The 26079-nt window shown below is 51.5% G+C and carries 33 protein-coding genes and 3 pseudogenes; 34 read left to right on the forward strand and 2 right to left on the reverse strand.

What is annotated here, in order from left to right:
- The 5 genes from OOJ60_RS22235 to OOJ60_RS22255 are packed head-to-tail and all read left to right on the forward strand — an operon-like array spanning position 1 to position 1355.
- Positions 1–543 (forward strand): glycoside hydrolase family 108 protein, encoded by a 543-nt coding sequence (locus OOJ60_RS22235; protein WP_205613241.1) that lies wholly within the window; start codon positions 1–3, stop codon positions 541–543.
- Positions 540–815, forward strand: a complete 276-nt coding sequence (locus OOJ60_RS22240; protein WP_205613242.1) for a hypothetical protein — start codon at positions 540–542, stop codon at positions 813–815. Before OOJ60_RS22235 ends, OOJ60_RS22240 begins: the two co-directional genes overlap by 4 nt.
- Positions 805–948, forward strand: a complete 144-nt coding sequence (locus OOJ60_RS22245; RefSeq protein WP_233470919.1) for a hypothetical protein — start codon at positions 805–807, stop codon at positions 946–948. The genes OOJ60_RS22240 and OOJ60_RS22245 overlap by 11 nt, the downstream gene beginning before the upstream one ends.
- Complete coding sequence (locus tag OOJ60_RS22250; protein ID WP_060569845.1) at positions 945–1145, forward strand: hypothetical protein; 201 nt, start codon at positions 945–947, stop codon at positions 1143–1145. The genes OOJ60_RS22245 and OOJ60_RS22250 overlap by 4 nt, the downstream gene beginning before the upstream one ends.
- 9 nt (positions 1146–1154) lie before the next feature.
- Positions 1155–1355, forward strand: a complete 201-nt coding sequence (locus OOJ60_RS22255) for a hypothetical protein (RefSeq protein ID WP_060569846.1) — start codon at positions 1155–1157, stop codon at positions 1353–1355.
- A 45-nt stretch (positions 1356–1400) separates the two neighbouring features.
- Here the strand turns inward: OOJ60_RS22255 and OOJ60_RS22260 are convergent, their stop codons facing one another.
- Entirely contained in the window at positions 1401–1946 is a 546-nt protein-coding gene (locus OOJ60_RS22260) for a hypothetical protein (RefSeq protein WP_032636956.1), read from the reverse strand.
- Between the two features lie 76 nt (positions 1947–2022).
- Between OOJ60_RS22260 and OOJ60_RS22265 the strand changes: the two genes are divergently transcribed.
- The 23 genes and pseudogenes from OOJ60_RS22265 (at position 2023) to OOJ60_RS22375 (ending at position 19796) form a co-directional block, all read left to right on the forward strand.
- Positions 2023–2358, forward strand: coding sequence for a hypothetical protein (locus OOJ60_RS22265; RefSeq protein WP_060569847.1), 336 nt, complete (start codon positions 2023–2025; stop codon positions 2356–2358).
- A gap of 136 nt (positions 2359–2494) precedes the next feature.
- Complete coding sequence (locus OOJ60_RS22270) at positions 2495–3046, forward strand: HNH endonuclease signature motif containing protein (RefSeq protein ID WP_111970382.1); 552 nt, start codon at positions 2495–2497, stop codon at positions 3044–3046.
- Between the two features lie 13 nt (positions 3047–3059).
- A complete protein-coding gene (locus OOJ60_RS22275; RefSeq protein ID WP_233470920.1) occupies positions 3060–3848 on the forward strand; it encodes a phage tail tip fiber protein in 789 nt (262 codons plus the stop codon).
- A gap of 11 nt (positions 3849–3859) precedes the next feature.
- Positions 3860–4087 (forward strand): hypothetical protein, encoded by a 228-nt coding sequence (locus OOJ60_RS22280; RefSeq protein ID WP_032667396.1) that lies wholly within the window; start codon positions 3860–3862, stop codon positions 4085–4087.
- Between the two features lie 16 nt (positions 4088–4103).
- On the forward strand, positions 4104–5561 hold the full coding sequence (locus OOJ60_RS22285; protein ID WP_205613244.1) for a glycosyltransferase family 2 protein: 1458 nt from the start codon (positions 4104–4106) through the stop codon (positions 5559–5561).
- Between the two features lie 6 nt (positions 5562–5567).
- A complete protein-coding gene (locus OOJ60_RS22290; RefSeq protein ID WP_071925305.1) occupies positions 5568–6077 on the forward strand; it encodes an HNH endonuclease signature motif containing protein in 510 nt (169 codons plus the stop codon).
- Positions 6058–6706, forward strand: a pseudogene (locus OOJ60_RS22295) (hypothetical protein). The gene OOJ60_RS22290 and the pseudogene OOJ60_RS22295 overlap by 20 nt, the downstream one beginning before the upstream one ends.
- On the forward strand, positions 6660–6998 hold the full coding sequence (locus OOJ60_RS22300; protein WP_233470921.1) for an HNH endonuclease: 339 nt from the start codon (positions 6660–6662) through the stop codon (positions 6996–6998). The pseudogene OOJ60_RS22295 and the gene OOJ60_RS22300 overlap by 47 nt, the downstream one beginning before the upstream one ends.
- Positions 6999–7155: 157 nt before the next feature.
- Positions 7156–7629, forward strand: coding sequence for a phage terminase small subunit P27 family (locus OOJ60_RS22305; RefSeq protein ID WP_058679251.1), 474 nt, complete (start codon positions 7156–7158; stop codon positions 7627–7629).
- Positions 7629–9365 carry a terminase large subunit gene (locus tag OOJ60_RS22310; protein ID WP_016063095.1) on the forward strand — a complete coding sequence of 579 codons (1737 nt, stop codon included), beginning with the start codon at positions 7629–7631 and terminating at the stop codon, positions 9363–9365. The genes OOJ60_RS22305 and OOJ60_RS22310 overlap by 1 nt, the downstream gene beginning before the upstream one ends.
- The gene (locus OOJ60_RS22315) at positions 9365–10669 is read left to right on the forward strand and encodes a phage portal protein (RefSeq protein WP_032104390.1); all 1305 of its coding nucleotides are present in this window, start codon (positions 9365–9367) and stop codon (positions 10667–10669) included. The genes OOJ60_RS22310 and OOJ60_RS22315 overlap by 1 nt, the downstream gene beginning before the upstream one ends.
- A gap of 13 nt (positions 10670–10682) precedes the next feature.
- The gene (locus tag OOJ60_RS22320; protein ID WP_205613246.1) at positions 10683–11531 is read left to right on the forward strand and encodes a head maturation protease, ClpP-related; all 849 of its coding nucleotides are present in this window, start codon (positions 10683–10685) and stop codon (positions 11529–11531) included.
- A 9-nt stretch (positions 11532–11540) separates the two neighbouring features.
- The gene (locus OOJ60_RS22325; RefSeq protein ID WP_023296252.1) at positions 11541–12752 is read left to right on the forward strand and encodes a phage major capsid protein; all 1212 of its coding nucleotides are present in this window, start codon (positions 11541–11543) and stop codon (positions 12750–12752) included.
- Between the two features lie 43 nt (positions 12753–12795).
- Positions 12796–13122 carry a head-tail connector protein gene (locus OOJ60_RS22330; protein ID WP_022650848.1) on the forward strand — a complete coding sequence of 109 codons (327 nt, stop codon included), beginning with the start codon at positions 12796–12798 and terminating at the stop codon, positions 13120–13122.
- Positions 13123–13130: 8 nt separating this feature from the next.
- Positions 13131–13469, forward strand: coding sequence for a phage head closure protein (locus OOJ60_RS22335; protein WP_022648888.1), 339 nt, complete (start codon positions 13131–13133; stop codon positions 13467–13469).
- Positions 13466–13915, forward strand: a complete 450-nt coding sequence (locus tag OOJ60_RS22340) for an HK97-gp10 family putative phage morphogenesis protein (RefSeq protein WP_006809157.1) — start codon at positions 13466–13468, stop codon at positions 13913–13915. The genes OOJ60_RS22335 and OOJ60_RS22340 overlap by 4 nt, the downstream gene beginning before the upstream one ends.
- Positions 13912–14259 (forward strand): tail completion protein gp17, encoded by a 348-nt coding sequence (gene gp17 / locus OOJ60_RS22345; RefSeq protein WP_205613247.1) that lies wholly within the window; start codon positions 13912–13914, stop codon positions 14257–14259. The genes OOJ60_RS22340 and gp17 overlap by 4 nt, the downstream gene beginning before the upstream one ends.
- Before the next feature lie 59 nt (positions 14260–14318).
- Positions 14319–14738 (forward strand): annotated as a pseudogene (locus OOJ60_RS22350) (phage tail tube protein); the annotation flags it as partial.
- A gap of 32 nt (positions 14739–14770) precedes the next feature.
- Complete coding sequence (locus tag OOJ60_RS22355) at positions 14771–15154, forward strand: phage tail assembly chaperone (RefSeq protein WP_001549114.1); 384 nt, start codon at positions 14771–14773, stop codon at positions 15152–15154.
- Between the two features lie 8 nt (positions 15155–15162).
- Positions 15163–15441, forward strand: a complete 279-nt coding sequence (locus OOJ60_RS22360; RefSeq protein WP_023305929.1) for a phage tail assembly protein T — start codon at positions 15163–15165, stop codon at positions 15439–15441.
- A 55-nt stretch (positions 15442–15496) separates the two neighbouring features.
- On the forward strand, positions 15497–15832 hold the full coding sequence (locus tag OOJ60_RS22365) for a zinc ribbon domain-containing protein (protein ID WP_032665364.1): 336 nt from the start codon (positions 15497–15499) through the stop codon (positions 15830–15832).
- A 46-nt stretch (positions 15833–15878) separates the two neighbouring features.
- Entirely contained in the window at positions 15879–19391 is a 3513-nt protein-coding gene (locus tag OOJ60_RS22370; protein ID WP_205613248.1) for a phage tail tape measure protein, read from the forward strand.
- A gap of 45 nt (positions 19392–19436) precedes the next feature.
- Positions 19437–19796 (forward strand): hypothetical protein, encoded by a 360-nt coding sequence (locus tag OOJ60_RS22375; protein WP_080076622.1) that lies wholly within the window; start codon positions 19437–19439, stop codon positions 19794–19796.
- Here OOJ60_RS22375 and OOJ60_RS22380 read toward each other — a convergent pair.
- On the reverse strand, positions 19785–20009 hold the full coding sequence (locus OOJ60_RS22380) for a hypothetical protein (protein ID WP_023242812.1): 225 nt from the start codon (positions 20007–20009) through the stop codon (positions 19785–19787). The two genes, OOJ60_RS22375 and OOJ60_RS22380, sit on opposite strands and share 12 nt — an antisense overlap.
- Before the next feature lie 163 nt (positions 20010–20172).
- Here OOJ60_RS22380 and OOJ60_RS22385 point away from each other — a divergent pair, with 163 nt between their 5' ends.
- The 6 genes and pseudogenes from OOJ60_RS22385 to OOJ60_RS22410 form a co-directional block, all read left to right on the forward strand.
- Positions 20173–20766 carry a hypothetical protein gene (locus OOJ60_RS22385; RefSeq protein ID WP_205613249.1) on the forward strand — a complete coding sequence of 198 codons (594 nt, stop codon included), beginning with the start codon at positions 20173–20175 and terminating at the stop codon, positions 20764–20766.
- The gene (locus tag OOJ60_RS22390; RefSeq protein ID WP_079780918.1) at positions 20766–21350 is read left to right on the forward strand and encodes a hypothetical protein; all 585 of its coding nucleotides are present in this window, start codon (positions 20766–20768) and stop codon (positions 21348–21350) included. The genes OOJ60_RS22385 and OOJ60_RS22390 overlap by 1 nt, the downstream gene beginning before the upstream one ends.
- Before the next feature lie 6 nt (positions 21351–21356).
- A complete protein-coding gene (locus tag OOJ60_RS22395; RefSeq protein ID WP_079780920.1) occupies positions 21357–21755 on the forward strand; it encodes a DUF6950 family protein in 399 nt (132 codons plus the stop codon).
- A complete protein-coding gene (locus OOJ60_RS22400; protein ID WP_205613250.1) occupies positions 21755–24472 on the forward strand; it encodes a phage tail tip fiber protein in 2718 nt (905 codons plus the stop codon). Before OOJ60_RS22395 ends, OOJ60_RS22400 begins: the two co-directional genes overlap by 1 nt.
- A 7-nt stretch (positions 24473–24479) precedes the next feature.
- Entirely contained in the window at positions 24480–25439 is a 960-nt protein-coding gene (locus OOJ60_RS22405) for a DUF6453 family protein (protein ID WP_205613251.1), read from the forward strand.
- Between the two features lie 10 nt (positions 25440–25449).
- A pseudogene (locus OOJ60_RS22410) lies at positions 25450–26079 on the forward strand (phage tail protein); the annotation flags it as partial.

The following is a 26079-nucleotide window of genomic DNA, read 5'->3' on the forward strand; positions in this document are numbered from 1 at the left end:
ATGACCAAAGACGATATCTTTAACACCATCCTCGGCAAAGAGGGCGGTTATGTTGATCACCCGAATGATAAGGGCGGACCAACGAACTGGGGAATTACTCAGGCAACTGCCCGAGCGCATGGTTATACCGGTGATATGCGAAACCTTACACGTGACCAGGCTCTGGCGATCCTTGAGTCTGATTACTGGTATGGACCGCGCTTTGACCAGGTGGCAGAAGTATCCCCTTCTATTGCCGCCGAACTTTGCGATACCGGTGTGAACATGGGGCCATCGGTGCAGGTTAAATGGTTCCAGCGCTGGCTGAACGTTTTCAATAACCAGCAGCAGCTCTATCCGGATCTGATCGCCGACGGGCAGATCGGCCCACGTAGCATCAGCGCGCTAAAGTCCTTCCTGGAGAAACGAGGCGGCGAAGGGGAAATCGTATTGCTTCGCGCACTGAACTGTAGCCAGGGCCAGCGTTATCTTGAGCTGGCAGAACAGCGCAGCGCGAACGAGACATTTGTTTATGGCTGGGTAAAGGAACGGGTGGTTATATGACGCTTGAGATGATCACCGGACTCGTTGTAGCAGTATTTGCTGCTATTGCTGGGGCTTTTGGCCTGGGCCATCTACGCGGCGCCAGCAAAGCTGAAGCGAAAGCAGATAAGCAGCGCACCGAAGAAAACGCAGCGGCCACAGTCGCAGCAGCAGAACGCCGGTTAGAGACAACGAAAGAGGCCAGCAATGTACAGCAGACTGTTAACCATATGCCTGATGACGATGTTGATCGCGAGCTGCGTGACACGTGGAAGCGTCCCGGTGGTGGTTGATACCGCCTGTGATTGGGTAAAGCCAATCTACCTGACCGATCATGACATTGACGTTATGGACCGCCAGACGAAGAAAGACATCCTGGCGCATAACAAAGCGTGGCAGAAAAACTGCCAGAAGGTGAGCCCATGAGTTATACGCGATGCACCTTCTGCGGTTCGGGTTTACACACCCGTGAGATTTGCCCGCATACATGGAGCGGCAACGCTCGCCGGGTGAATCTGCGCTGTAGCTACTGCGGCGCCAACGGTCACAATTCTAACGCCTGCCCGCACAACGCCAGCAGCGCTAACCGTCGTCGACTTAATGACGATTTCTATATGGACTGAGGATAAAAAATGACTCCGATAGTGCTTACAGCTGAACAAATTAAATCGCTCGCTGAGTTTGCAGAATCAGAAGGTCAAGCGGCGTATACGATCGCCCACGCAACAATTCCGGCTTTTGAAGCCGATGATGGCGAGGTTATCCCGGAATACACGGGTCTGGTCGCCTATTCAGGTTCAGAAGAGCACGGCGTATTGCAACTGGAAGACTAGGCATTACAGCAGGCACTCAATGAATGCCTGCTGTAAAATGGACGGTTAGAGTAATTTTATAAATTTATCGCCGTCGTTAACTTGCTTGGCAATCCTGAGAATTACCGCAGCTATAGAGGCAATGAACTTTTCACGATTTGAAATCCCTTCGTCATTGAGATGTATTCCTTTGTCACCAATCAGGATGCCAAATTTGGGGTTTTCAATTAGCTCTCTTTGATCGCCCTTGCTTATGAGTGTGATTAATTTATTTATCTCTTCATTGGTAATTTCTGAATTATCAATTTGATGTGAGCGTGCATTTCTGATTTTGTTTACGACTTTAAGCTCCTGGTAGGAAAACTCATTCAAACCAAAATTTGTAGCGAGCTTGAGTTTTGCCGCGTATGACATAGTTAAGTTTTCGCCGAAACCATCAAAAAAATTAACGTTGTTTGATGCCGCACAGCACCACGCTTCAATAATTTTCTCGGTTACCAGGTGAAGGCGCAAGACGACACCTATGTCGTCTTCGCTTTGCATTATCGAAGATAGCCTTTCCCATGTTTGCTCATTAAGCAGAACCATTTCATCGAAAATTTTCTTATTCATAAATCATTCCTTTGTTGATTGTGCCAGTGCTCGTGGGCAGATGAGCACTCTACACCAGTATACAGAGAGGTAACCCATGGGCGGAACAATTGAGATCAGTGAGGTTGGGATGACAGTCAATATGGCTGGTGGCGGGAAAATAGTTGTCGGCAATTGGGGTGATGGCTCAGTAAATACGGCAGCCGCTCGCCCCCCCCTTACCCCGGAAGAGGAGCTTTATGGTCGTGGGCTCTGTCTTCTGCCTGATGGCTGGGAAGATCTAAGCGGTGACGGGCACTGGCAATATCATCTTAGCGAATCTTTGCGTCATCTATGGTCTTCGTTCAACAGGGAACAGAAGATGGCTATCGCTTACTCCATTAGCGAATTGTCAGATGAGCTGACGAATATCACATACGAAAGTTCCTGGTAATAACATCTCTGCGCATCGCACGCGCACATTCTACTCAGAACCTTTCAGGATGACCCTTGAGGAACCGGCTGGCGTCGGAGCCTTCTGAGGGCCGGATCTCCTGTGCGACAAGGTTCATCACTAAAAGGTAGCTCCGATGAATGATATTTCTATCGAATATCTGAAAGAAGCGCTGGAATACACACCAGAGTCTGGCGTCATCCGCTGGAGGCAGCGACCCAAATCTCATTTCAAGACAGATAATTCCTGGCGGGCAACTAATGCCAATTTTGCCGGAAAGATAGCAGGCTCGCTTTCTGATGATGGGTATTTGCGGATCGGGATAGATGGTCGGACATATAAATCTCACCGTGTCGCCTGGGCGTTACATTATGGCTATTGGCCTGAGCATGAGATTGACCACATTTCAGGCGATAGGAGTGATAACCGCATACACAACTTGCGATCAGTAACTGCGGCAGTAAATAACAAGAATTTACGCCTTTACTCCACAAATAAAACAGGTGTCCCCGGGGTCGGCTGGTATAAAGCACGCAGAAAGTGGAGAGCAAAGATAAACGACTCTGGAAAGGTAAAGCATATTGGTTACTTCGATGATTTCAGTGAAGCAGTAAAAGCAAGAAAGGCTGCCGAAATGCAGTTGCAATATCACGAAAATCACGGAACCAGTGACAGAGCTGCTTTCTAAAAGGAAATAAATCATGGGTCAGAAAATCATTACGTTGTCCGGCGCTGCGACGGATGTTCTTTATGCACTGTTTTTTCGTGGTGCGTTGACTGGCGGAGATCTGCCATCTAAATCTGGCGCAGCTGAGCTTCGAGAACTGGGGTTTGCTGAAAGTCGCCATACCGCTACAAAATATCATGAGAAAAACTTCTTCACGTTCCTGACTGCTGAAGGGCAGGAGTTTGCCATTAAGCATCTGGCAAATACTCGCTTTGGTGTTCCCGCTGGTGGTTATATCGGCTGCCCTATAGATGAGCCAAGAGACGGCATCAATAGCTACTGCCCAATTGAAGACTTTAAATGGGGCTGGTTTGTCGATAAATCAGGGCAAGCCTACATCCATAAGGCGCTGATCGGTGATGGCGTATTGTCTACGGGTTATAACGTGAAATTGAACGTGAGCGTCACCGACAAGGGTAAGCAGCACGAAGCTGGCATGGCACTCGATGTTGACGATGGCCAGAGCAACGTTGAGTTTATGGCTGATCGCTATACGGTGCATGAAGCCGCTTCATCCATAATCGAGAACGCCGTCGCAACAAGCGCGAAGACGAAGATTATGCTTGGCGATGAAACGAAGCAGGCCGTCATTGATGCTGTGCGTGAAAGCGATTTGTTCGCAGCCCTCCAGGCAAAGATTGATGCGCAAACAGCTTCAGTAGTTGGCTTGCAACAGGCGATGCACGAAGCGGTGAACGATGCTCTTCGCAATGCGCTCAAGCCAGGCGGTATCCTCTGGAATGCACGGTCGCGTGGAATCTGACGGGAGGTTGTATGCGTATCACCGTATTGGATGACGATCCGGGGCGGAAAATTAATCTCGCTCGGGAACGATATAAAGTCTATATCGATGGCGTTGAAGTTAAGCACGTATTCACTGCTGATGATGAAAAAGGCGAGGTGATTGCTGCCGTGCTGGATAATCGCGGTTACATGACGGCAGAGAACGGCGAAGTAAAGCGGCAATCGTTTTACGGGCGAGTAATCATCCAGCGTCAATAACCCCGATGGAGAAATTATGCAGGTCACTATTGATGGCGTCCCGTTTGTGCCTGCCTGCGCTTCAGCGTCACGGATCGGCATAGCCATTACTACCCACAACCGGCCAGACGTTTTAAAGCGCGCCATTGAGCAGCACCAAAAGCATCTGCCAGCCGGTGCGCTGGTGGTTGTTATCGATGATGGTTCAAAACCTGCAGCAGTAGTGGCTGACGGCGTGCAGCTGCGTCGCCATGATGAATCACTCGGCATTGTTGCTTCAAAGAACGCCAGCCTGTCAGCCCTGATGGATGCCGGATGCGAGCATCTTTTTTTATGGGATGACGATGCGTATGCCATCGCTGATAACTGGCACTTGCCATACATCGAATCACCCGAACCGCACCTTGCTTACCAGTTTCTCGATCTGGCAGGGGTGAATAAGCTGAAGGATATGGCGGTCCTGTACCGGGATGATAAGCACATCGCTTACACCGGGCAGCGCGGCGTGATGCTGTATTACCACCGCAGCGCTATCGAGAAGGTTGGCGGTTTCGATCCGGTATACGGTCGCGGCATGTACGAGCACAGCGATCTCGCCTTGCGCATCCATAACGCAGGACTGACTACGTGGGCTTACGGTGATGTGGTCGGTTCAGAAAAGCTGATTCATTCTCTCGATGAGCATGAATCCGTAGAGCGTTCGGTACCGCGTCCCGACCGACAGGCGCTGGTGGAACGTAACGTGAAGATCCATAACGAACGGCGTGATTCCGGGTTTACTGGTTATGTTGAATACCGCCAGCAGCGCGACGTGGTTATCACAACGCTGCTCACCAGTCAGCCCGACCCGCAGCGCGGCACAAAAATGGCGGCCTCGCCTGGCATGCTGGCTAAATGGGCCTCATCACTTCGGAATTGTGGCCGCATAGCGCTGGTGGATGAGCTGCATGCAGCCCCGGAAGACGTCGAGTTATACCGCGTTCCTGACGTGAAGATGAATGTCTACTTTCGTCGCTGGTTGCACATCTGGCAGCACCTGCGAGATCACCCTGAATACCGGTTCGTCTGGTGTACCGATGGTACAGATGTCGAAATGCTTCGCGCGCCGTGGGAAGAAATGGAAGCCGGAAAGGTGTATGTCGGTTCAGAACCAAAGACCTACGCCGACACTTGGGCAAAGCAGAATCATCCGGAGCGCATCTATCAGGAGTTTATCGAAGCGCACCGCAACGATGTGATGCTTAACGCTGGGCTGCTGGGTGGTACCCGCGCTGATGTGATGGCGTTCGCTCACGGCATCATCCGTCTTTACTACCGGATCGAAAGTTATCGTTTCTGGAAGAAAGAACAGGCTGGCGCCGCAGTGGGGGATATGATCGCTTTTGGCATTGTCGCTAAGTCTTTTGGCGATCGCATTGTCACCGGCCCGCGCATCCACACAGTTTTTAAGACTGATGGTATTGGCAAAGAATGCGCCTGGTTTAAACACAAATAGGCTGATATGAAAAAGACCAGAACTTTCAGTGAAAGATTCTGGGAAAAGGTCGTTGTTGCTTCTCCAGATGAATGCTGGATCTGGAATGCGGCTAAGAGAAAGAGTCCTATAGGCGGTGGAAAGTATTTATTTTACGGGCATTTGAAAGCTGGAGTTACTGCTGGCGGGCCTGGAAAGATGATTCTTGCACACAGAGCTTCATGGGAACTTTGCAACGGACCTATCCCAGACGGATATTTGATTGACCATACCTGCCATAACACTCTTTGCGTAAACCCAAAACATCTTCGAATAGCAACACCAAAGCAAAACGCTGAAAACAGGCACCGTCACTCCTCTGCGTCAGGATTTCGTGGCGTTACTTGGAATCGGGATATGAAGAAATGGTGTGCTCACTATAAAGAGCATGGTACCCGTCATCACCTTGGTTACTTTGACTGCAAGCATGAAGCCGCTGAGGTTGCACGACGAGCCCGGAATAAGGTGTTTACCCATAATGATGCTGACAGATATTAAGTTCTGCGTTGTTGGCCATCACGCCAGGCGGCAACAGGCTGAAGCGTTGGCCATGAGTATTGGCGCACACCTGCTTATCGATGAAGGTGACCACGGCGCGAACTGGAATCACCGACGCGCGCTTGAATGGGCATCAGAACAAACCTGCCGGGTAGTTGTTGTTGAAGATGATGCGATGCCAGTGGGCTTGTTCTTCACTTCAGTCACGAGCTGGCTTAATCGCTTCCCAGAATCGCTGGTGAGTTTTTACCTGGGTACTGGTCGACCACCTCAATATCAAATGCAAATAGCTGAACGACTGATAGTCGCTGATAAAACTCAGGCTGACTACATCACACTGCCGCGGCTGATACACGGCGTTTGTTATAGCGTACCTCCTCAGCATATTGAACGAGTCCTTTCTCGATGGGACAGCAGCAAGCCTGCCGATTATGCCGTTGGAGATGCCTATGGCGGCGCTGTAGTTTATCCGTGTTACTCGCTGGTGGATCATGCTGATTGTGAGCCTGTTGAACGTCACCCTGACTCATCGCCACGATCAGAACGCCGCCGGGCGTGGAGGTTAGCCTGATGCCTGCGTTAATACCAAGAGCATGCCGCAAGCGTGGCTGCCCAGGCACGACCACTGACCGCTCAGGCTATTGTCCCAGGCACCTTAACGAAGGCTGGCAGCAGCATCAGCGGGGACAGAGCCGACATCAGCGCGGCTATGGCAGTAAGTGGGACAGGCTGCGCCCAATCGTTCTCGACAGAGATAAACACCTTTGTCAGGAATGCCTGCGAAATGGAAGGTATACACCCGCTGAGACGGTGGACCACATCATCGCCAAAGCAAATGGGGGTACCGATGACCTGTCCAACCTCGAAAGCCTCTGCAAGCCCTGCCACAGAGCGAAGACAGCGGTCGAGAGACTCAAATGACATCAGTTCTCATTTGAAATGAGAAAGGGGGAGGGCGGGTTGAAAGTTCAGGAAAGACGCGCCAAAGGACCGCCGCCTAACCTCTTTTCACATCGCCGCAGGTTAGAAAACTTTTTTTAGGGGTCCCCCATTCGATGATTAATAGGAGTTTTCGATTATGTCTGGACCACCGAAAACCCCGACCCATCTACGTTTGGTGAGGGGTAACCCATCAAAGCGCCCGATCAATGAGAACGAACCAAAACCCCCTTCAGGGGTACCCCCAACGCCGAAGCATTTCGATAAGCAGGGGAAATACTGGTTTAAACGGATGGCCGACGAGCTTGATGCTATCGGTGTGATGTCTCAGCTGGACGCCAGAGCCCTTGAGCTGCTTGTTGAGGCTTATACCGAATACCGGCATCACTGCGACACGCTTGAAGTTGAGGGCTACACCTACCGGACCGAAACGCAGAGCGGGGATGTGCTGATAAAGGCTCACCCGGCGGCCATCATGAAAGCTGATGCCTGGAAACGTCTGCGCGCCATGCTCGGTGAGTTTGGCATGACGCCAGCCAGCCGTTCTAAGGTTAATGCCAAAGGTCCTGATGCGGTTGATCCGCTGACCGAGTTTATGAATGCGAGGGATTAATGGCTAAGGTTGCAGAAGGCATCCGCTACGCCGAGAGGGTAGTGGCGGGGGAAATTATTGCCTGTGAGTATGTGCGCCTTGCCTGTCAGCGTTTTCTTGACGATCTGGCACACGGCGAAGAGCGCGGTATTTTCTTCAGTGAACCGCGCGCGCAGCACATTCTGAATTTCTATAATTTTGTACCTCACGTAAAAGGCGCACTGGCAGGGCAGCCTATTGAGCTGATGGACTGGCACGTTTTCATCCTGATTAATATTTTTGGTTTCGTGATCCCGCTGGTTAACGAGGAAACGGGAGAAACCGTTTTGCGTAACGACGGCAGCGGTCGTCCAGTAATGGTTCGGCGCTTCCGTACAGCAGATGTTGAGGTGGCCCGTAAAAATGCCAAATCAACGCTTTGCTCCGGCGTGGGGCTTTATATGGCTGGTGCCGACGGCGAGGGCGGTGCGGAGGTTTATTCCGCTGCAACCACCCGTGACCAGGCACGCATTGTTTTTGAAGACGCGAAGAATATGGTCAAGAAGGCGAAAGCCACTCTTGGGCGGATCTTCGAATTCAACAAGCTCGCTATCTACCAGGAGCAAACGGCCTCCAAATTCGAGCCTTTATCATCAGATGCGAACAACCTTGACGGCCTGAACATCCACTGTGCCATCGTCGACGAGCTGCATGCTCACAAAACCCGTGACGTCTGGGACGTTCTGGAGACGGCAACCGGCGCACGTCTGCAATCGCTGCTTTTCGGTATCACCACCGCCGGTTTCAACAAAGAAGGCATCTGCTACGAATTGCGTGATTACGCCATCAAGGTGCTGCGTGGGCTGGTAAAAGACGATACGTTTTTTGCCATCATCTACACCTTAGATGAAGGTGACGATCCCTTTGATGAAAAAGTCTGGCAGAAGGCGAATCCGGGGCTGGGTATCTGTAAGCGCTGGGATGACCTGCGCCGCCTGGCTAAAAAGGCGAAAGAGCAGGTTTCGGCCAGAATTAACTTTTTCACCAAGCACATGAATATCTGGGTTACCGCTGAGTCAGCCTGGATGGACATGATGAAATGGGAGAAATGCGAGTTTATCGCCCCGCAGCACGAACTTAAAACCTATCCCTCCTGGGTGGGCGTTGACCTGTCAAACAAAATTGATATCTGTGCGGCCGCGAAAGTCTGGCGCGCGCCAGATGGCCACGTTCATGCGGATTTCAAATTCTGGCTACCGGAAGGACGCCTTGAGAAATGTTCACGCCAGATGGCAGAGCTCTATCGTAAGTGGGCCGGGATGGACAAGCTGATCCTTACCGACGGGGATGTAATCGACCATGCTCAGATTAAGGAAGAGCTACAGCTGTGGGTTGCTGGCGAGAGCCTGAAAGAAATCGGCTTTGACCCGTGGAGTGCGACGCAGTTCAGCCTTGCGCTGGCAGAAGAAGGGTTGCCGCTGGTGGAAGTGCCGCAGACGGTTCGCAATTTCTCTGAGGCGATGAAAGAGGTCGAAGCGCTGGTATACGGTGGCCGCTTCCATCACAGCGATCACCCGGTGATGAACTGGATGATGTCCAACGTAACCGTCAAACCGGACCGGAACGAGAACATATTCCCGAATAAGTCTACACCTGAGGCCAAGATTGATGGCCCTGCGGCCTTGTTCACAGCAATGAGCCGCGTTCTGGTTAACGGTGGCAACGACCAGCAGGATCTCTCCGGATTCTTCAATAATCCCATCATGGTAGGTTTCTGATGAAAAAAAACAAACGGCCAGGCAGGGTTAAAAGTGCTCTGCTTAACTGGCTTGGTGTGCCTATCAGCCTGACTACCGGCACGTTCTGGGAGGAATGGTTTGGTACCAGCAGCAGCGGAAAGGTGGTAACGGCCGATAAGGCCATCCAGCTATCGGCTGTATGGGCATGCGTAAGGCTGTTAAGCGAGTCTATTTCAACACTTCCGCTGAAAATATACGTTCGACAGCCTGACGGTTCGCGTAAAGCGGCAACCGATCATCCGGCCTATTCGATACTGTGCCGCCGACCCAATTCAGAAATGACACCATCACGCTTTATGTTGATGGTGGTCGCCAGTATTTGCCTGCGCGGGAACGCCTTCATTGAGAAGAAATTCATCGCAAACCGCCTGGTTTCGCTGGTGCCTTTGCTGCCGCAGAACATGGTGGTTAAACGTCTCACGACCGGGGCGCTGGAATACAAATACACTGAAAACGGTAACGAGCGCGTCATTCCCGTCAAAAACATCATGCACATTCGCGGGTTCGGTCTTGACGGTGTTTGCGGCATGATGCCGATGAAAACAGGCCGGGATGTGATCGGTTCTGCAATGGCGGTTGAAGAGTCCGCGGCGAAGATATTCGAACAGGGCCTGCAAAGTTCAGGGTTTCTCTCTTCTGATAAAGCTCTGGATGATACTCAACGTGAAAAACTTCGCGGTTACATGGCGGCGTTTACAGGCTCAAAAAACGCCGGGAAAATCATGGTGCTTGAGGGAGGCTTGACGTACCAGGGCGTAACCATGAACCCGGAAGATGCTCAGATGCTCGAAAGCCGCGCCTTTAGCATTGAGGAGATCTGCCGCTGGTTTCGCGTTCCGCCTTTCATGGTCGGTCACACCACGAAGCAAAGTAGCTGGGCATCCAGTCTGGAGGGCATGAACCTCCAGTTCCTGACGCACACCCTGCGACCCCTGCTGGTGAACATCGAACAGGAAATTGGACGGTGCCTGCTGGACAGCGATGATGAGGTTTTCGCGGAGTTCTCCGTAGAAGGACTGCTGCGCGCCGACAGCGCGGGCCGTGCTGCGTACTATACCAGTGCGCTCCAGAATGGGTGGATGTCCCGTAATGACGTGCGCCGTCTTGAAAATATGCCACCGATTGAAGGGGGTGACATTTACACCGTTCAGCTCAACCTGACGCAACTGAAAAATCTCGAAAGCAGCAATCCTGCTGTTCAGGCTCTGGCCCTGAGAGAGCTGCATAACCACATATTCCCTGACATTTCCTTTGAACAATCTCCGCTGAAACAGGCCGCTTAGGAGCACTTTCCTGATGAGCAAAAAACAACTTCCGGTAGCACCGGCGGGTCGCCCCTGCGCGCGCGTTACCTGTGAAACATTACCGTCCGCACTGGACCGCTGGGACGGCGGGATCAAAGCTGCGGCCACCGACGACAACAGTATTTCTGTTTTTGATGTGATCGGGCAGGACTACTGGGGTGAAGGCGTAACAGCCAAACGTATCGCCGGTGCGCTACGGGCGATGAATGGCGCCGACGTCACGGTCAATATCAACTCCCCTGGCGGTGACATGTTTGAAGGCCTGGCAATCTACAACCTTCTGCGTGAATACGAAGGCCGTGTGACGGTGAAGGTGCTCGGTATTGCCGCCAGCGCCGCCTCGGTCATTGCGATGGCCGGGGATGATATTCAGATCGGTCGTGGTGCCTTCATGATGATCCACAACTGCTGGGTCTACGCGATGGGTAACCGCCATGACTTTGCGGAACTGGCACAGTCTCTGGAGCCCTTCGATAACGCTATGGCAGACATCTACGCGGCGCGTTCCGGCCTTGATATGGCATCTGTTCAGAAACTGATGGATGCCGAGAGTTATATCGGTGGCAGTGACGCTGTGGCGAAGGGACTGGCAGACAGCCTGCTTTCTGCTGATGCGGTCAGTGATGGCGATGAATCACCTGCGGCCGCGCTTCGCAAACTTGATGCGCTGCTGGCTAAAACCAACACCCCGCGCTCTGAGCGCAGAAAACTCATTAAAGCCTTATCCGGTGGCATGCCTGGCGCTGTCACCACCAACGACGGTACGCCGGGCGCTGCCGAAGATATCAAACCTGAAACCCTCAATTCACTTGAAAACGCTCTTGCGGCGTTAGTCAAATAAGGACCATTTATGTCTGAAGTAAACGAAATTCTGAAAAAAGTCACTGCCAGCATTGAAGATGCAACCAGCAAATTCAACGCGAAAGCAGAAGAGGCACTGACCGAAGCGAAAAAGAATGGTCAGCTCTCAGCTCAGACCAAAGATGTTGTAGATAAAATGGCGACAGAGCTCAACGCTCTTAAGGAAGCTGAAAAAACCCTTAAGGCCAGCCTTGGTGAGCTGGAACAGCATGTTGCCCAAATGCCATTGAACAACGCTGCTAAAGTTACCGAAACTGTTGGACAGGTGGTGATTAATAGCGAGGCGCTGAAGGCCTTTGCCGCGAGCGTTGAAGGCAATAAGCGCGTAAGCGTCCCAGTTCACGCGGCCTTGCTTTCTACAGATGTTGCAGATGGCGTGGTTGAACCACAGCGACTGCCTGGCATCGACACTGCACCAAAACAGCGTCTCTTCATTCGTGATCTGATTGCGCCTGGCCGCACATCTTCACCGGCTATTTTCTGGGTGCAGCAAACGGGCTTTACCAATGCAGCGAAAGTCGTTGCAGAGGGGACTGCCAAACCTTACAGCGATATTGAATTCGCAACTAAAATCACGCCGGTGACAACCATCGCGCACATGTTTAAGGCATCCAAGCAGATCCTTGACGATTTCGCTCAACTCCAGTCTACGGTTGACGCTGAGATGCGTTACGGCCTGAAATATGTTGAGGAACAGGAAATCTTGTTCGGCGACGGAACTGGTGTGCACCTGCACGGCATCGTTCCTCAGGCCTCAGCATTCGACCCGGCATTTTCTGTTGAGAGCCAGAACGGGATTGATGATCTGCGCCTGGCAATGCTTCAGGCTCAACTGGCTCGTTTCCCTGCATCTGGCCACGTTCTGCACTTCATCGACTGGGCGAAAATTGAGCTCACGAAAGACAGTCTGGGCCGCTATATCCTGGCTAACCCGGCATCTCTGACTGGCCCTACGCTTTGGGGGCTTCCGGTGGTAGCAACTGAGGCAGCAGCTTTCCAGGGCAAATTCCTGACAGGCGCATTCAATGCCGCAGCTCAACTGTTCGATCGTGAAGATGCCAACGTGGTTATCTCCACCGAAAACGCCGACGACTTCGAGAAAAACATGATCTCCATTCGCTGCGAAGAACGTCTGGCGCTGGCTGTGAAACGCCCTGAGGCGTTCGTTTACGGTTCATTCAGCACCGGCGCGGGTAGCTGATAACTATTGCGGCCTTCGGGCCGCTTTTTTTCGGGGCAAACAAATGCTTGATCAGAATGTGGTGAAACAGCATTGCCGTATTGATACCGACTTTACGGGTGATGATGCTCTGCTGGAGATTTACACAGGTGCGGCGGCCCGGTACGTCCAGACATGGACACGCCGAACGCTCTATGAAAAGGAAAGCAGCCCTGGCTACGCTGACGACCCGGACCCGATACTGCTCAATGATGATGTGAAGGCAGCCATGCTACTGCTTATCGGTCACTGGTATGCAAACAGGGAAGCGGTAAACATCGGGAACATAACTTCAGCCGTACCTTTTGCTGTGGAAGCGCTATTGCAGCCATACCGTATTTATGGATTGTAGGAGGGGGTATGCAGGCCGGAAGACTGAGAGACAGGGTGGTAATTCAGAACATCACAACATCCAGAGACCCTTCTGGTCAGCCTGTTGAAACATGGCATGACGGCGCGACTACATGGGCAGAAGTTAAAGGTATCAGCGGGCGTGAGCTTGTAGCGGCAGGTGCAGAAACGGCTGTAGCCACTATCAGGGTATGGACTCGATTTCGTAACGATATAACTGCTGCGTCAAGACTCAGGGTTGTGACTGGCCCGTTCAAGGGTGTCATTTTAAATATCATTGGTCCGCCGATACCTGATTCTCGCGGCATTCAGCTCGAAATTCTTTGTAAGCAGGGGATCGAAAAATGATTGAGACGAGCCTCGATTTTTCCGGCCTGAATGACATCGCAAAGGATCTGGAGGCGCTTAGCCGCGCTGAAAACAATAAGGTTCTTCGTGATGCCACGCGCGCCGGTGCGGAAGTGCTTAAGGAAGAAGTGATCGCACGTGCACCGGTACGCACCGGAAAACTGAAAAAAAACGTGGTGGTGGTGACCCAAAAAAGCCGCCGCCGCGGGGAGATTTCTTCCGGCGTCCATATTCGTGGCGTTAACCCGCGCACCGGCAACAGCGATAACACGATGAAGGCGAATAACCCGAGAAACGCCTTTTACTGGCGCTTTGTGGAGCTTGGCACTGCGAACATGCCTGCGCATCCTTTTGTGCGACCCGCTTACGATACGCGCGAGGAAGAGGCCGCCAGCGTCGCCATTGCCAGGATGAATCAGGCTATTGATGAGGTATTGAGCAAGTGAATGAAGATAATATCTACGCCTTGCTTTCTCCCCTGGCAGAAGGACGGGTATATCCCTATGTTGCGCCATTAGGTAGTGACGGGAAACCTTCTGTCTCTCCACCCTGGATTATCTTTTCCATCGTCGATGATGTTTCCGCTGACGTGCTGTGTGGCCAGGCAGAGAGCAGGGTTTCCGTTCAGGTCGATGTGTATTCCACTTCGATCGCTGAATCACGATCCCTGAGAGATTTGGCGCTCGCTTCGCTTGAGCCGTTAAACCCTACAGAGGTGGTAAAAATCCCCGGGTACGAGCCGGATTATCGGCTCTACCGTGCCACCCTGGATTTTAAAGTTACCACCTGACGATTAATTCACCCAACGAACCCGCCTGATGGCGGGTTTTCTTTTTCCAGGAGACAGCTATGTCTGCACTTTATGAAAAATCGCAGCTGACGAAGATCCTTATTTCCTCCCTGCCAGCCACCAAAGAAACGATGGATACCGCAACCTTCCTCGATCTGAGTTGCACCATCAAAGAAATTCAGTTCACCGGTGGTCAGAAGCAGGATATCGACGTAACAACACTTTGCTCTACCGAGCAGGAGAACATCAACGGCCTGCCTTCTCCGTCAGAAATCTCTCTGTCCGGCAACTTCTACAAGAATCCGGCGCAGGACGCCTTGCGTGATGCGTATGACAACGATACGACCTACGCTTTCCAGGTCATTTTCCCGTCCGGCAAAGGCTTTAAGTTCCTGGCTGAAATCCGCCAGCACACCTGGTCTTCCGGTACCAACGGCGTAGTGGCGGCAACGTTCTCCCTGCGCCTGAAAGGTAAGCCTGAAAACATCGAGTCTGGCTCCTGAGAGGTCTCATGAAGAATATTAAAAATCTCGCCCTGGCTAAGATGTCGGGATTTCGTCATAAGACGGTCGCCGTTCCTGAGTGGGAAGGCGTCAAAGTGGTTCTCCGTGAGCCGTCAGGTGAAGCCTGGCTGCGCTGGCAGGAAGTGGTGAAAGCGGGTGCTGATGATGAAAATGTGTCAGTATCAGAAAAGGCACACCGTAATCTTTGCGCTGACGTTGTGCTCTTCATTGACGTTCTGTGTGACACCGATAAGCAACCGGTATTCAGCGTAGATGAAGAAGAGCAGGTGCGTGAAATCTACGGCCCCGTCCATTCACGCCTGCTCAAACAGGCGCTTGACCTGATCAACAATGCGGACGAAGCGCGGGAAAAGTCTCAACCCCCGGCGTAAAGTTTCTGATGTCGCTTGCGCTCCGGATGGGGCGCACGCTCTCAGAGCTTCGGCAGAATATGACGGCAAGCGAGCTTCTGATGTGGATTGAGTACGACAGGCAAAGTCCGGTTGGCGATATCCGTGGTGACATTCAGGCAGCCCAGCTCGTCTCTGCCATCTACGGCTCGCAGGGGGCAAAAGTACCGCTGGACGATGCGATCCTGCGCTGGGGTGGTGATGAGCAATCAGCACCGAAGGACCCGTTTGCAGGGCTTGAGGCTGCACTTACAGCTGCAACTCAGTGACTTTTTACCCAGAAAACATTAGGATTTTAGCCACTAATAATTCTGGGGATAGAAAATGGAAATTTTACTTGTTTCAATTGTAATAGGCTTAGTTCCAGCCTTAATAGCTCAAAGCAAAGGCCGCTCTTTCTTTGCTTGGTGGGTTTATGGTGCATTGCTGTTTATTATTGCCTTTGTACACTCGCTGGTAATTAAGAAAGATGTTGCAGCTGAAGAAAAAGACTTAATTGAAAATGAGGGTATGAAAAAGTGTCCGTTCTGTGCGGAAATAATCAAAAACGCAGCCATTAAATGTAAACATTGTGGCAGTGATTTGATGGCCGAATCACCTCCGGCTAAAACCGATGAAGAATACCTTGAAGAAGCCAGGCAAAAGGTCTGGAAACAATAAAAATAAAACCGCTTCGGCGGTTTTTTTACGTCTGGAGTTTGGATAAATGGCAACCTTACGCGAATTAATAATCAAAATTTCCGCCAATTCTCAATCTTTCCAGACGGAAATTTCCCGCGCCTCACGAATGGGCCAGGATTATTACCGCACCATGCAGAATGGCGGTCGGCAGGCCGCTGCTGCTGCCAGAGAGAGCGAAAGGGCGCTCTCTGATTTGACTGCCGGATTTGCATCTGCTGGAAGGGCTGCTGCCGCAGCTACGGCAGCTTTTGCAACGGGTAAAATTGTGCAGATTGCTGATGAGTGGAACTCCGTAAACGCTCGTCTTAAACAGGCATCATCTTCTGCTGATGATTTTGCCGCTTCACAGCGTCAGTTAATGGAAATCAGCCAAAGAACCGGCACGGCATTTTCAGATAACGCAAACCTTTTTTCCCGTGCAGCAGCCTCAATGCGCGAGTACGGTTATAGCTCTGACGAAGTTCTGAAAATTACCGAAGCTGTCTCTACCGGCCTCAAACTTTCCGGGGCTAACACTCAGGAGGCGAGCTCTGTTATTACTCAGTTCAGCCAGGCGCTCGCACAAGGCGTTCTTCGTGGTGAAGAATTTAATGCCGTTAACGAAGCCGGTGATCGGGTAATCCGCGCTCTGGCTGCGGGAATGGGTGTAGCCCGTAAAGACCTCAAGAGCATGGCTGACCAGGGACAGCTTACGATCGATAAGGTTGTCCCAGCTTTAATGAGCCAGTTAGGAGCATTGCAGGGCGAATTTGCCAGCATGCCACAAACGGTTTCCGGATCCCTTCAAAAAGTAACTAACTCATTCATGGCCTGGGTGGGCGGTGTAAACCAGGCAACCGGTGCTACTGATGCGTTGTCTGGCGGATTGGATAATGTTGCCCAGACGCTTGATTCTTTTACTTCATCAGCAGTGAGCGGCGCTCTGAATGACGTTGCTGACAATATGTCAACAATTACAACAGTCGCTGGGGCGCTTGTTGGTGTTGGGTTGGCAAGATACCTCAGCGGAGTTGTAACCAGCGCCAGTAGCGCAACAGGTGCGCTAATTTCAGCTGCGAAATCAGAGGTTGCCCTTGCTGTCGCGCAGGATAAAGCGGCTCAGTCTGCTGTTGCAGCTTCAAGGGCAGAAGTTTATCGAGCCCAGCAAGCTGTTCAAAGATCGCGAAGTGCAGATGTTCAGGCCGCTCAGCAAGAAAAAATTGCGGCAGCGGAAGCCAAAGTCACAGCAGCTCAAGCCAGGCTGACCACTGCTCTTGCAAGTGGCTCCGCCACAGAAAAAGTCAGGGCCAGAACTGCGCTTGAGCGTGCGCAGGCAGGGCTGGTGGCTGCAAAAAATGCCGACGCTCAGGCTATTGCTGAAAGACGGCTGGCTTCTGCGGAGGCAGCCAGAGACAGGAATCTGGCAAATCGCGTCTCCACCCAGCGAAATCTCAACAATGTAACATCAGTTGGTACTCGCCTGATGAGTGGTGCACTTGGTCTCATCGGCGGAATACCGGGTTTGGTCATGTTGGGTGCTGGTGCCTGGTATGCAGTCTATCAAAATCAGGAGCAGGCCCGTCGTTCGGCGCAGGAATACGCCACCACGATTGATGAAGTCAGTAAAAAGTCGAAGGCAATGTCTTTGCCTGAAGCTTCAGACAATGCTGAGAAAACGCGCGCAGCATTGAATGAGCAGAACAGGCTGATAGATGAACAAAAGAGCAAGATAGAAAATCTGAAAGAGCAGATGGCTGGTTATCAGTCAGTGATCAGTAATCCCGGTCCAACGACCAGCGGTGGTTTCATGATTAACCACCTGACATCTTTGGATACCGTGACCCGTGGACTGACTACAGTCACTGAACAGTTATCTGTTGAGCAGGAAAGGCTTGCCCAGATGCAGGAGAAATCTGCCTCTATCCAACAGGTTCTTGAAGGTCTTGAGCATCGGCGTGTGACGCTAATTCGGGAGGAGGCAGCGAATCAGAACCGGGCTTATCAATCACTTCTGTTGATGAATTGGCAGCACGATGAACTTAATCGATTACTCGGCCTGGGTAACCAGCTCCTTATGGCGCGCCAGGGGCTGGCTAACGTCCCGCTCAGACTTCCGCAGGCCGATCTCGACAAAAAGCAAACCGATGCCCTCGAAAAGAGCCGCCGGGATCTGGAGTTGTCACGCCTGAAGGGTGAAGCAAAAGAGCGCCTGCGTCTGAGTTATGCAGCCGATGACCTGGGGTTAACCAGTGACCCGCAATTCCAGACAGGCCGTCAGGAGTTGATTAATAACGGCCTTGCTGAATGGCGGAATAATGAGGCCAACAAACCTAAGGCGAAGGGCGGTAAAACCGAAGGCGAGAAAACCGAGGATGTGTATAAGCGCCTTATCAAGCAGCAAAAAGAGCAGATTGCTCTGGCTGGTCAAAATACCGAACTGGCAAAACTGAAATACCAGGTTAGCCAGGGCGAACTGGCGACGCTGACAGAGTCCCAGAAACAGACCCTTTTGCAGAATGCCGCGCTTATTGATCAGCAGAAAATTCGTGAGCAACTGGCAGCATATGAAGCAAACCTTGCTGATGCCAACGCCAGCTCGCGTGCATCAAATCAAGCTGAGCTCACTGGATACGGGCAGGGGAGCCGTACGCGTGAGCGTATGCAGGAAATGCTGCGTATCAGGGAGGAATTTCAGCAGAAAAACGTTGACCTTCAGCGCCAGTATCAGTCCGGTGATATCTCTGAGGAACTGTATCGCCAGGAGCTGGCACTGAATAAACGTTATCTCGATGAACGCTTACGCGATCAGGAGGGTTTCTACGCTGCGTCTGATGCCCAAAGAAGTGACTGGGCTGCTGGGATGCGGGAGGGCTTTGCTAACTGGGTAGATACTGCTTCCGATTACGCCTCACAGTCAGCAGACCTGGTGAACAATACCATGTCTGGGCTGGTGGGGAATATTTCTGAAGCGCTTTCCGGTAATAAGGTTGACTGGGAAGACTGGGCCAGTTCGGTTCTTCAGTCTATGCAGAAAATTATCCTCAATGCGATAATCGTTAATTCTCTGCAGTCATCTATGGGTGGTAGTGGATTCCTCAGTGGGCTGTTTGGCGGGGCGGCAGGTGGTTCCACGCCGTCCGGCGCTTACAACTCAGCAGCATCAGGACTTCAGCTCAACGCAAAAGGTGGCGCCTATGCTTCTGCAAGCCTCAGCGCTTACAGTAACAGCATCGTCAGTTCGCCTACCTATTTTGCCTTCGCCAAAGGCGCAGGTTTGATGGGGGAAGCTGGGCCGGAAGCTATCATGCCGTTAACCCGCTCCGCTGATGGATCGTTAGGAGTGCGTGTGGTTGGTTCACAGACTCCAGCATCCGGAAATGGCATAACTCAGCACATCACCCAGCATTTCACCATATCCGGTAATGGTGATGCAGCACTGAAACAGGCAATGCAGGAAGCAGCCCGTCAGGGGGCGAACGATGGTGCCAAGCAGGCGCGTCAGGATTTGCTGCAGGACTTTTCCAATCGAGGCCAGGCACGTCGTTTGTTAGGCGTGTGATGGTCTGCATCCTTAATTTAATTAGCCGAAAGGCAGGAGACAGTTATGACTTTAGAGAAACGTGTTGAAGAATTGGAAATGTCGCTTTTGCATACGCGGCAGGCAATCAATGAGATTAACTGCGCGATTGATGAACTCAGTGTTTCTGTTCGTCAACAACTGAAAGTTAATGATAAGGGACTTCAGGAACGGGACGACAAAGTTACATTGGCGGATGGCGGCATTACTGTTCATCTTAAAGAGGGAGGGGTTATTGTTATTAACCGTTTTAGTGCCCCTGTAAGTGAACCAGATAAATTACGCCAGGCAATGGAGATAGCCGCAACTACTGGTGCGGAGGCGGCTATGGAACAAATACATCAAGACTTTATTTCTCGTGGACCGCTACGCCGATTACTTGGCTGAGGCGGAATATAATCCATTGAGGTACTGATTTACTTCTTTTTCAATATCTACGAGAGTGCGATTCTTCGCATCCTTAATGAACATATGATGGGTGATGCTTTCTTCGTGCTCACCATAAACGGTAACTCTGACATTTGGAGTGCCGGCTTCTGGCTCGTAATCACCTGGCATTCCAATGTGTAGTAGTTGCACTTTAGACAAGTAAAACTTCATCTTATTTCCTTATCAAGAGGTAATCAGCCATCCCTCTTTTCCTGAGTGCGCCAGTGTCCCACCACTGGCGGGCTGAACCACACACTTTAACCAGGGTTAATGCCCCGTAACACCCTGACAAATGATCAGTACCGCCGTTGTGCGTATTTCTCCAGGAGTATTTATGGCTGCACTTGAATGGCCGGAAGATATCTGTCCGGCGTCTTTGACGTGGCGACCAGAAAGCAACACCAAAACATTTCGTTCCCCCTTCAATGGTGCGTCACAGACTGTCCGTTATCCCGGTACCCGCTGGGTATGTTCCCTGACATTCAACAACCTTTCGGATGATAAATCACGGCGCCTTGATTCGCTAATTGCTGAACTGGATGGCGAATATGGCAGGGTGAAAATCCATGACTGGGGAAGGGGCGGGCGCACTCCCGCGGGTTCGCCAGTGGTGAATGGTGCAAACCAGACTGGCACAGAATTACAGACGAGCGGATGGACTCCCGGTGCCGTGGTTCTGGAACGTGGAGACTACATCACCGTTAACGACGAACTGAAAATAGTGACCGCCGATGTGACGAGCACATCAACCGGTACAGCCACTGTGACATTCGCGCCCATGTTGCGCTGGTCGCCACCGGATGGCGCGGCTGTCGAAGTGGCGAAACCGTACGGCATTTTCAAACTTAAGGATAACCAGCAGGGCGCGGGTAATCGAGTACCTGGGGTATTTACCAGTTACACGCTGGAACTGGAGGAGGCGTTTTAATGTTGTATTCCCCTTTTTCTGATTCGATGGTCGACTGGCTTTCCCGCGACCGGGTCACGGCTGTGATTGCTGCCAATATCCAGTTTGAGTCCGGCACTGTTTACGTGCATTCCGGCACTGGGACAATCGTGCTGGGCGGATATGTTTATTACGGCATGGGGCGAATGGGCTCTGTCGATGATGCCAGCGAAACCAACACCACCAGTCCGACCCAGGTCAAAATGACGCTCTCTGGTCTTGATCTGTCGCTTTTTGCCACGACGCTGAATGAGCGTTGTGTGGGAAAAAATGCCGAGATTTATCTTGTTGCTATGGATGATAACGGTGTGGTTCAGGTTGCCGATCTCCTGTTTAAGGGCCGGGTATCCAGTACCGGCGCGACAGTCGGCGAGACTAACGCGCTCCAGTACACCATCAGCAATATTTTTGAAGACTGGCAGCGTCCGTTCCCTGACCGCTATACCGATGAGTCACAGCAGGCCGCTTATCCAGGCGATCGCATATTTCGTTACGTAGCTCAGATGGCAGAGCGTTCGATTTACTGGGGCAGTAAAAAAGACGCTCCCGGATTTACCTATAAGTGAGGAAGCATGAAGCACCCTGACTGGCAAAACAGATTAAACGTAGTGATGAAGGCCGCCATTGAGCGGCCTTTTTCATGGGGCGAGCATGACTGTTGTCTGTTTGCGGCCGACTGCGCACAGGCCATGTGCGGTGAGGATTATGCCGCTGAATGGCGCGGGACGTATGACAGCGAACCAGGGGCTAAAAAGGCCATTCTTCGCGGTGGTGGTTCACTTGAAAAGGTGCTTGCCCGATTTCTCGACGAAGTACCGGTGAAACTGGCGCAGCGTGGGGATATTGCCATCGTCGAGAATGCCGGGACGAAGTGCGCTGGCGTGGTGTATTCCGGCGTTGTATGGGTGCCTGGCGAAAATGGTCTTGTCAGCCTGCGGGTTAAGCCGATGAGTGTCTGGAGGGTACGTTAATGCCTGCTGCTGTTCCTATTGTTGCCAGCATTGCCGCAGGTGTGGCGGCGGCAAATGAAATGTATGCCATTGCGATGGTGATCACCGTCGCCGCACAGATCGCTACTCAGGCGCTGACCAAAACGCCGTCTCTGAATTCCTATCGCGATACGGCAGAGCGTAAACAGGTTCTGCGTGCGGCAGCCAGTGCCAAAACCGTTGTTTATGGTCGCTCCACATCAGCGGGCACTCTGTTCTTTTCCGAAGAGCAGGCTGGCGAACAGGATGATGGCGAAATGTTGCATCTGGCCATTGCTCTGGCTGGACATCCGCTATCCGGTATTCAGACGGTCTGGCTGGGTGATGAACCGATCAGTAGCTATCCTGAGCATGCCTTTTTCGAGCTGCACACCAACCGCCAGGCGGCAGACCCTTATATGCTGGAAAACTGCCCGTCATGGAAAGAAGACATGATCGGGAGAGGGATCACCTGGCTGCGCGTATCCCTTAAATTTAATGCTGAAAAATTCCCGTCTGGTATCCCCAACATTAAAGTCGAAAAGCTGGGCCGCGCTATATACGACCCGCGAACCGGGCAGACGGCATATAGCAACAATGCTGCGCTGGTCATTCTGGATTATTACCGCAACTATCTGAAAGTCCCGGATTCAGACATCCTCTGGGACCAGTTTCAGGAAGCGGCGAATATCTGCGATGAGGAGGTAATCACTGGCGGTAATACTGTTGAAAAGCGGTATACGATCAACGGTGAGTTTGACCTCAGCGAAAACAAGGTGAGCATTCTTGAGGGGATGCTTGCGGCCTGTGCGGGTGATGTCACCTATATAGCCGGTAAGCACGGCTTGCTTGTTGGTGCCTATTATGGCCCGGCAACGGAAGTGATCACCGAAAGCCAGCTGGCCGGCGATATCGAAATCATGCCGGAAGTCTCCCAGTCGGAGCGGGTAAACACTATCAAGGGAACATTCGTCGATCCTGAGCAGGGGTTTACTGAAGCGGATTTTCCATCTGTATCCGTAAGTGAGTGGGTGACGGAGGACGGCGTAGAAATTTCGCAGGATATGAAACTGCGATTTGTGACGAGTGAGTTTCAGGCTCAGCGCCTGGCTGATGTGAAGTTAAAGCGAACCCGCATAGCCAGAACGATGAACGTTACGCTGAATCTCAGCGGCTACCGATATCGTCCTGGAATGTATGTGAAGGTGAATTTCCCGTCACTGGGCATCGTCAACGTAGAGATGCGCGTTACCGACTGGAAGTTTGGCGTGCAGAATGGTGTACAGCTAACGCTGAAACAGGAAACTGCTGATGTCTGGGGTGATGCAATAGGTAAGCCTGTAGAGCGGCCACCATTCACGCAGTTACCGTCCGGTGGCGTGGCACAGCCGCAAAACCTCAGATACACCGTTGAGGAAATCGGGCAGGTGGTACAGGGCATTCTTTCCTGGGAAAACGTGGGGCAGGTGACCTATAACAAAGTCATCATTCGTCGTAACGGCCAGATGGTGCTTTCTGTTCAGGTTCCGGGTTCATTTACACGTCTGACCGGATTGCCAAAGGATACCTATACCGCCCATGTTATCGCCGTTAACCAGATGGGAGCGGAATCTCCTGAAGGCTATCTGGAATTCAGCATTGAGGCCCCGCCTCCTCCGTCGCATGTTGATATTGAGCAGGGTTTCTTTGCCGTCACGCTGATCCCACGTCTGGCTGCGATAACAAACGTTTCCACCCAGTTTGACTTCTGGACATCAGGCGAAACTCAGCTTCCCGGCACAACGACTGAAATCGTTGAGGGGAACGCCAGCAGGGAGGGTATTGGCACCACATGGACCAGTAACCAGCTACAGGTGGGACACACATATTACTGGTACATCAGGACGATTAACGCCTTTGGTGCATCAGCATTTGTTGAGGTTCCGGCGCTGTGCTCAATGGATACCGGAGGCCTGATCGACCTCATTGATGATGCCGTTCAGAATTCTGATGCATTTAAAAATGTGCAGGAAGGAGTTGATATAAACCTCGAAGGCATTATGGAAAATTCGCTGGCGAACCACGGAACTGTTGAGCACCAGTATCAGCAATATGGAGAGGTCCGCGCAGATATACTGGTCGTAAAAACCACGGTAGCGTCTGCTGAGCAGGGACTTGCTGACCTGTCCACGTATGTTCAGGCGCAGATTGGCCCTGAGGGCGAGCTAACATCAGCCGTTAACCAGAAGATGACTGCAGTCGTTAATAGTGATGGTACAGCGAAGGCATCTTATACGCTCAATATGGGTATTGTCAGGAACGGAGTGAAATACAATACAGGTTTCGGCATGTCCATTGAGCCTGATGGTAGCTCATACAAATCAACTGTAGTTTTTGCGGCTGATCAGTTCGGTATTTATTCCGGTAGCGACCCTGGAAACTATATTGCTGCCTTCTTCGTATATAACGGCCAGGTATTTATCAGGGATGCTTTAATTCAGGACGGTAGCATCACTAATGCCAAAATTGGTAACTATATTCGATCCAGTTCTTACATATCTGGTCCCGGTGGAACGGGGTGGAATATAGATAAAAATGGTAACTGTGAATTCCATGGTCAGTTTTATGCGAACAGCGGTCAGTTTGCCTTCAATGGCGAAAACAACACGGTTGTAATAAATGGGAATGGTATCACGGTCAATCTCCCCGGAGGTGGTCGGGTTGTCGTTGGACGTTGGTAGGTGAAGTATGCCGGAAGGTATTCTGATTGATTATAACGATGGCCGTCCTGTGATGGCTATTACTGCGGGGCTGCGTGCCCCATCGTTTTGTGCCAGTTTTTCAGGGAACGGAACCGGAGCGAATCAATTTCGCGTCGATACTCCGTTGACTCCGGGTTCTACAGTTTTTGTTTTGCCGACACGTCCTGTTGACATACAGGAATTTGCCGACAATCAAACATGGATTGTTTTGCCGATATATATGACATCAGTGACAAGAAACGGAGACAGTGGTGTTACTGTTAACGGTACAAACAGGGGCAACTACCAGCGAATACCAAACTGGGCAGGAACAGTATTTGAAATTCTTCCTGCCTCTACTTACAACGAAGGACTCCTCGTTTCCAACTCTACTGATTTCACAGCAATTTCAAATCAGGCTAAATTAATGACATGTGCTTACGTTGGCACGGTGACAGTCAACGGCTCGATGGCGCTTCCCGTAACAGGAATACCGTTCGGGAAATGGAATAACAATAATGTATCTGTAGGGTTTGACGGAACAAATATTATTGTTAGAGACATCAGTTACTCAGGAAGAGATGATGTTACCGCATCTGTAACAATGGACCTGGTAATTTTCAATAATACCGCTCCTGTAGCCGGTGATGGCATCACCATGACAAATTCAGCAGGACAGGTAACATTTTCAACAATGAAGCGACCATTTGTATATGACCAGCAATTAACCATGACCGACAGCAATCAGTATGTAGGTGATAAATATTGCCAGATAGTATTTACAGGTGCTCAGTCAAGAAGAGTCGATGGGTACTTCAATGTAAGAAAAAAAGGCGTTGTAATGTCAGGAGGAAATGTCAGGTCAGCGTATAACCAGGTAGTCGGTAATTATAATGACAACGGATTCGACATGTCATTTAACCAGAATATTAATATGCCCGTTTTAATCCTTCCAAACATGTACTGAGGAAATAACCATGTCCGCAGGAACTTTAACCCTGACCAATAACTCTGACATTGTGACGGGTATCGGTACTTCATTTGTAACGGAACTCGCTGCAGGAGATTTCGTTGTAGTAACGGTCGGAGGTGTACCATATACTCTGCCGGTTAAATCGGTAGAGAGTGACACAGGCCTGACGCTGGTCAGTGTATTCACAGGCCCGACACAATCCGGCTCCGCATGGTCGGCGGTTCCACGCGTGGCTCTGAACATGGTGACAGCCGCGCTGGTTGCACAAAGTGCGGAAGCGCTACGTGGTCTTAACTACGACAAGCAGAACTGGCAGCAGGTTTACAGCGCCAGCGGCAGCATTACCGTAAAACTCCCCGACGGTTCAACGTTCACCGGCCCGTCGTGGAAATATCTGGCAGACAACATGGCGACAAAAACGGGCGGAGCGGTGCCGATCAGCCAGGGCGGAACCGGTTCAAAGACTGCAGCAGGCGCTCGAACAAACCTCGGTTTAGGAGATCCTGAGGATTATTGTACACGTGGCAATTCCGGCTGGAATGTTTACGACCCTCCGGAAGCAGCTCCACGCGCTACAAATGAGGGGAATCTTCCCACAGGCCTATATTGGGGGACACTTGATATGATTGGCAAT

Origin of the sequence: Citrobacter sp. R4 (assembly GCF_026719175.1) — a bacterium.
Lineage (GTDB): Bacteria > Pseudomonadota > Gammaproteobacteria > Enterobacterales > Enterobacteriaceae > Citrobacter_A > Citrobacter_A sedlakii.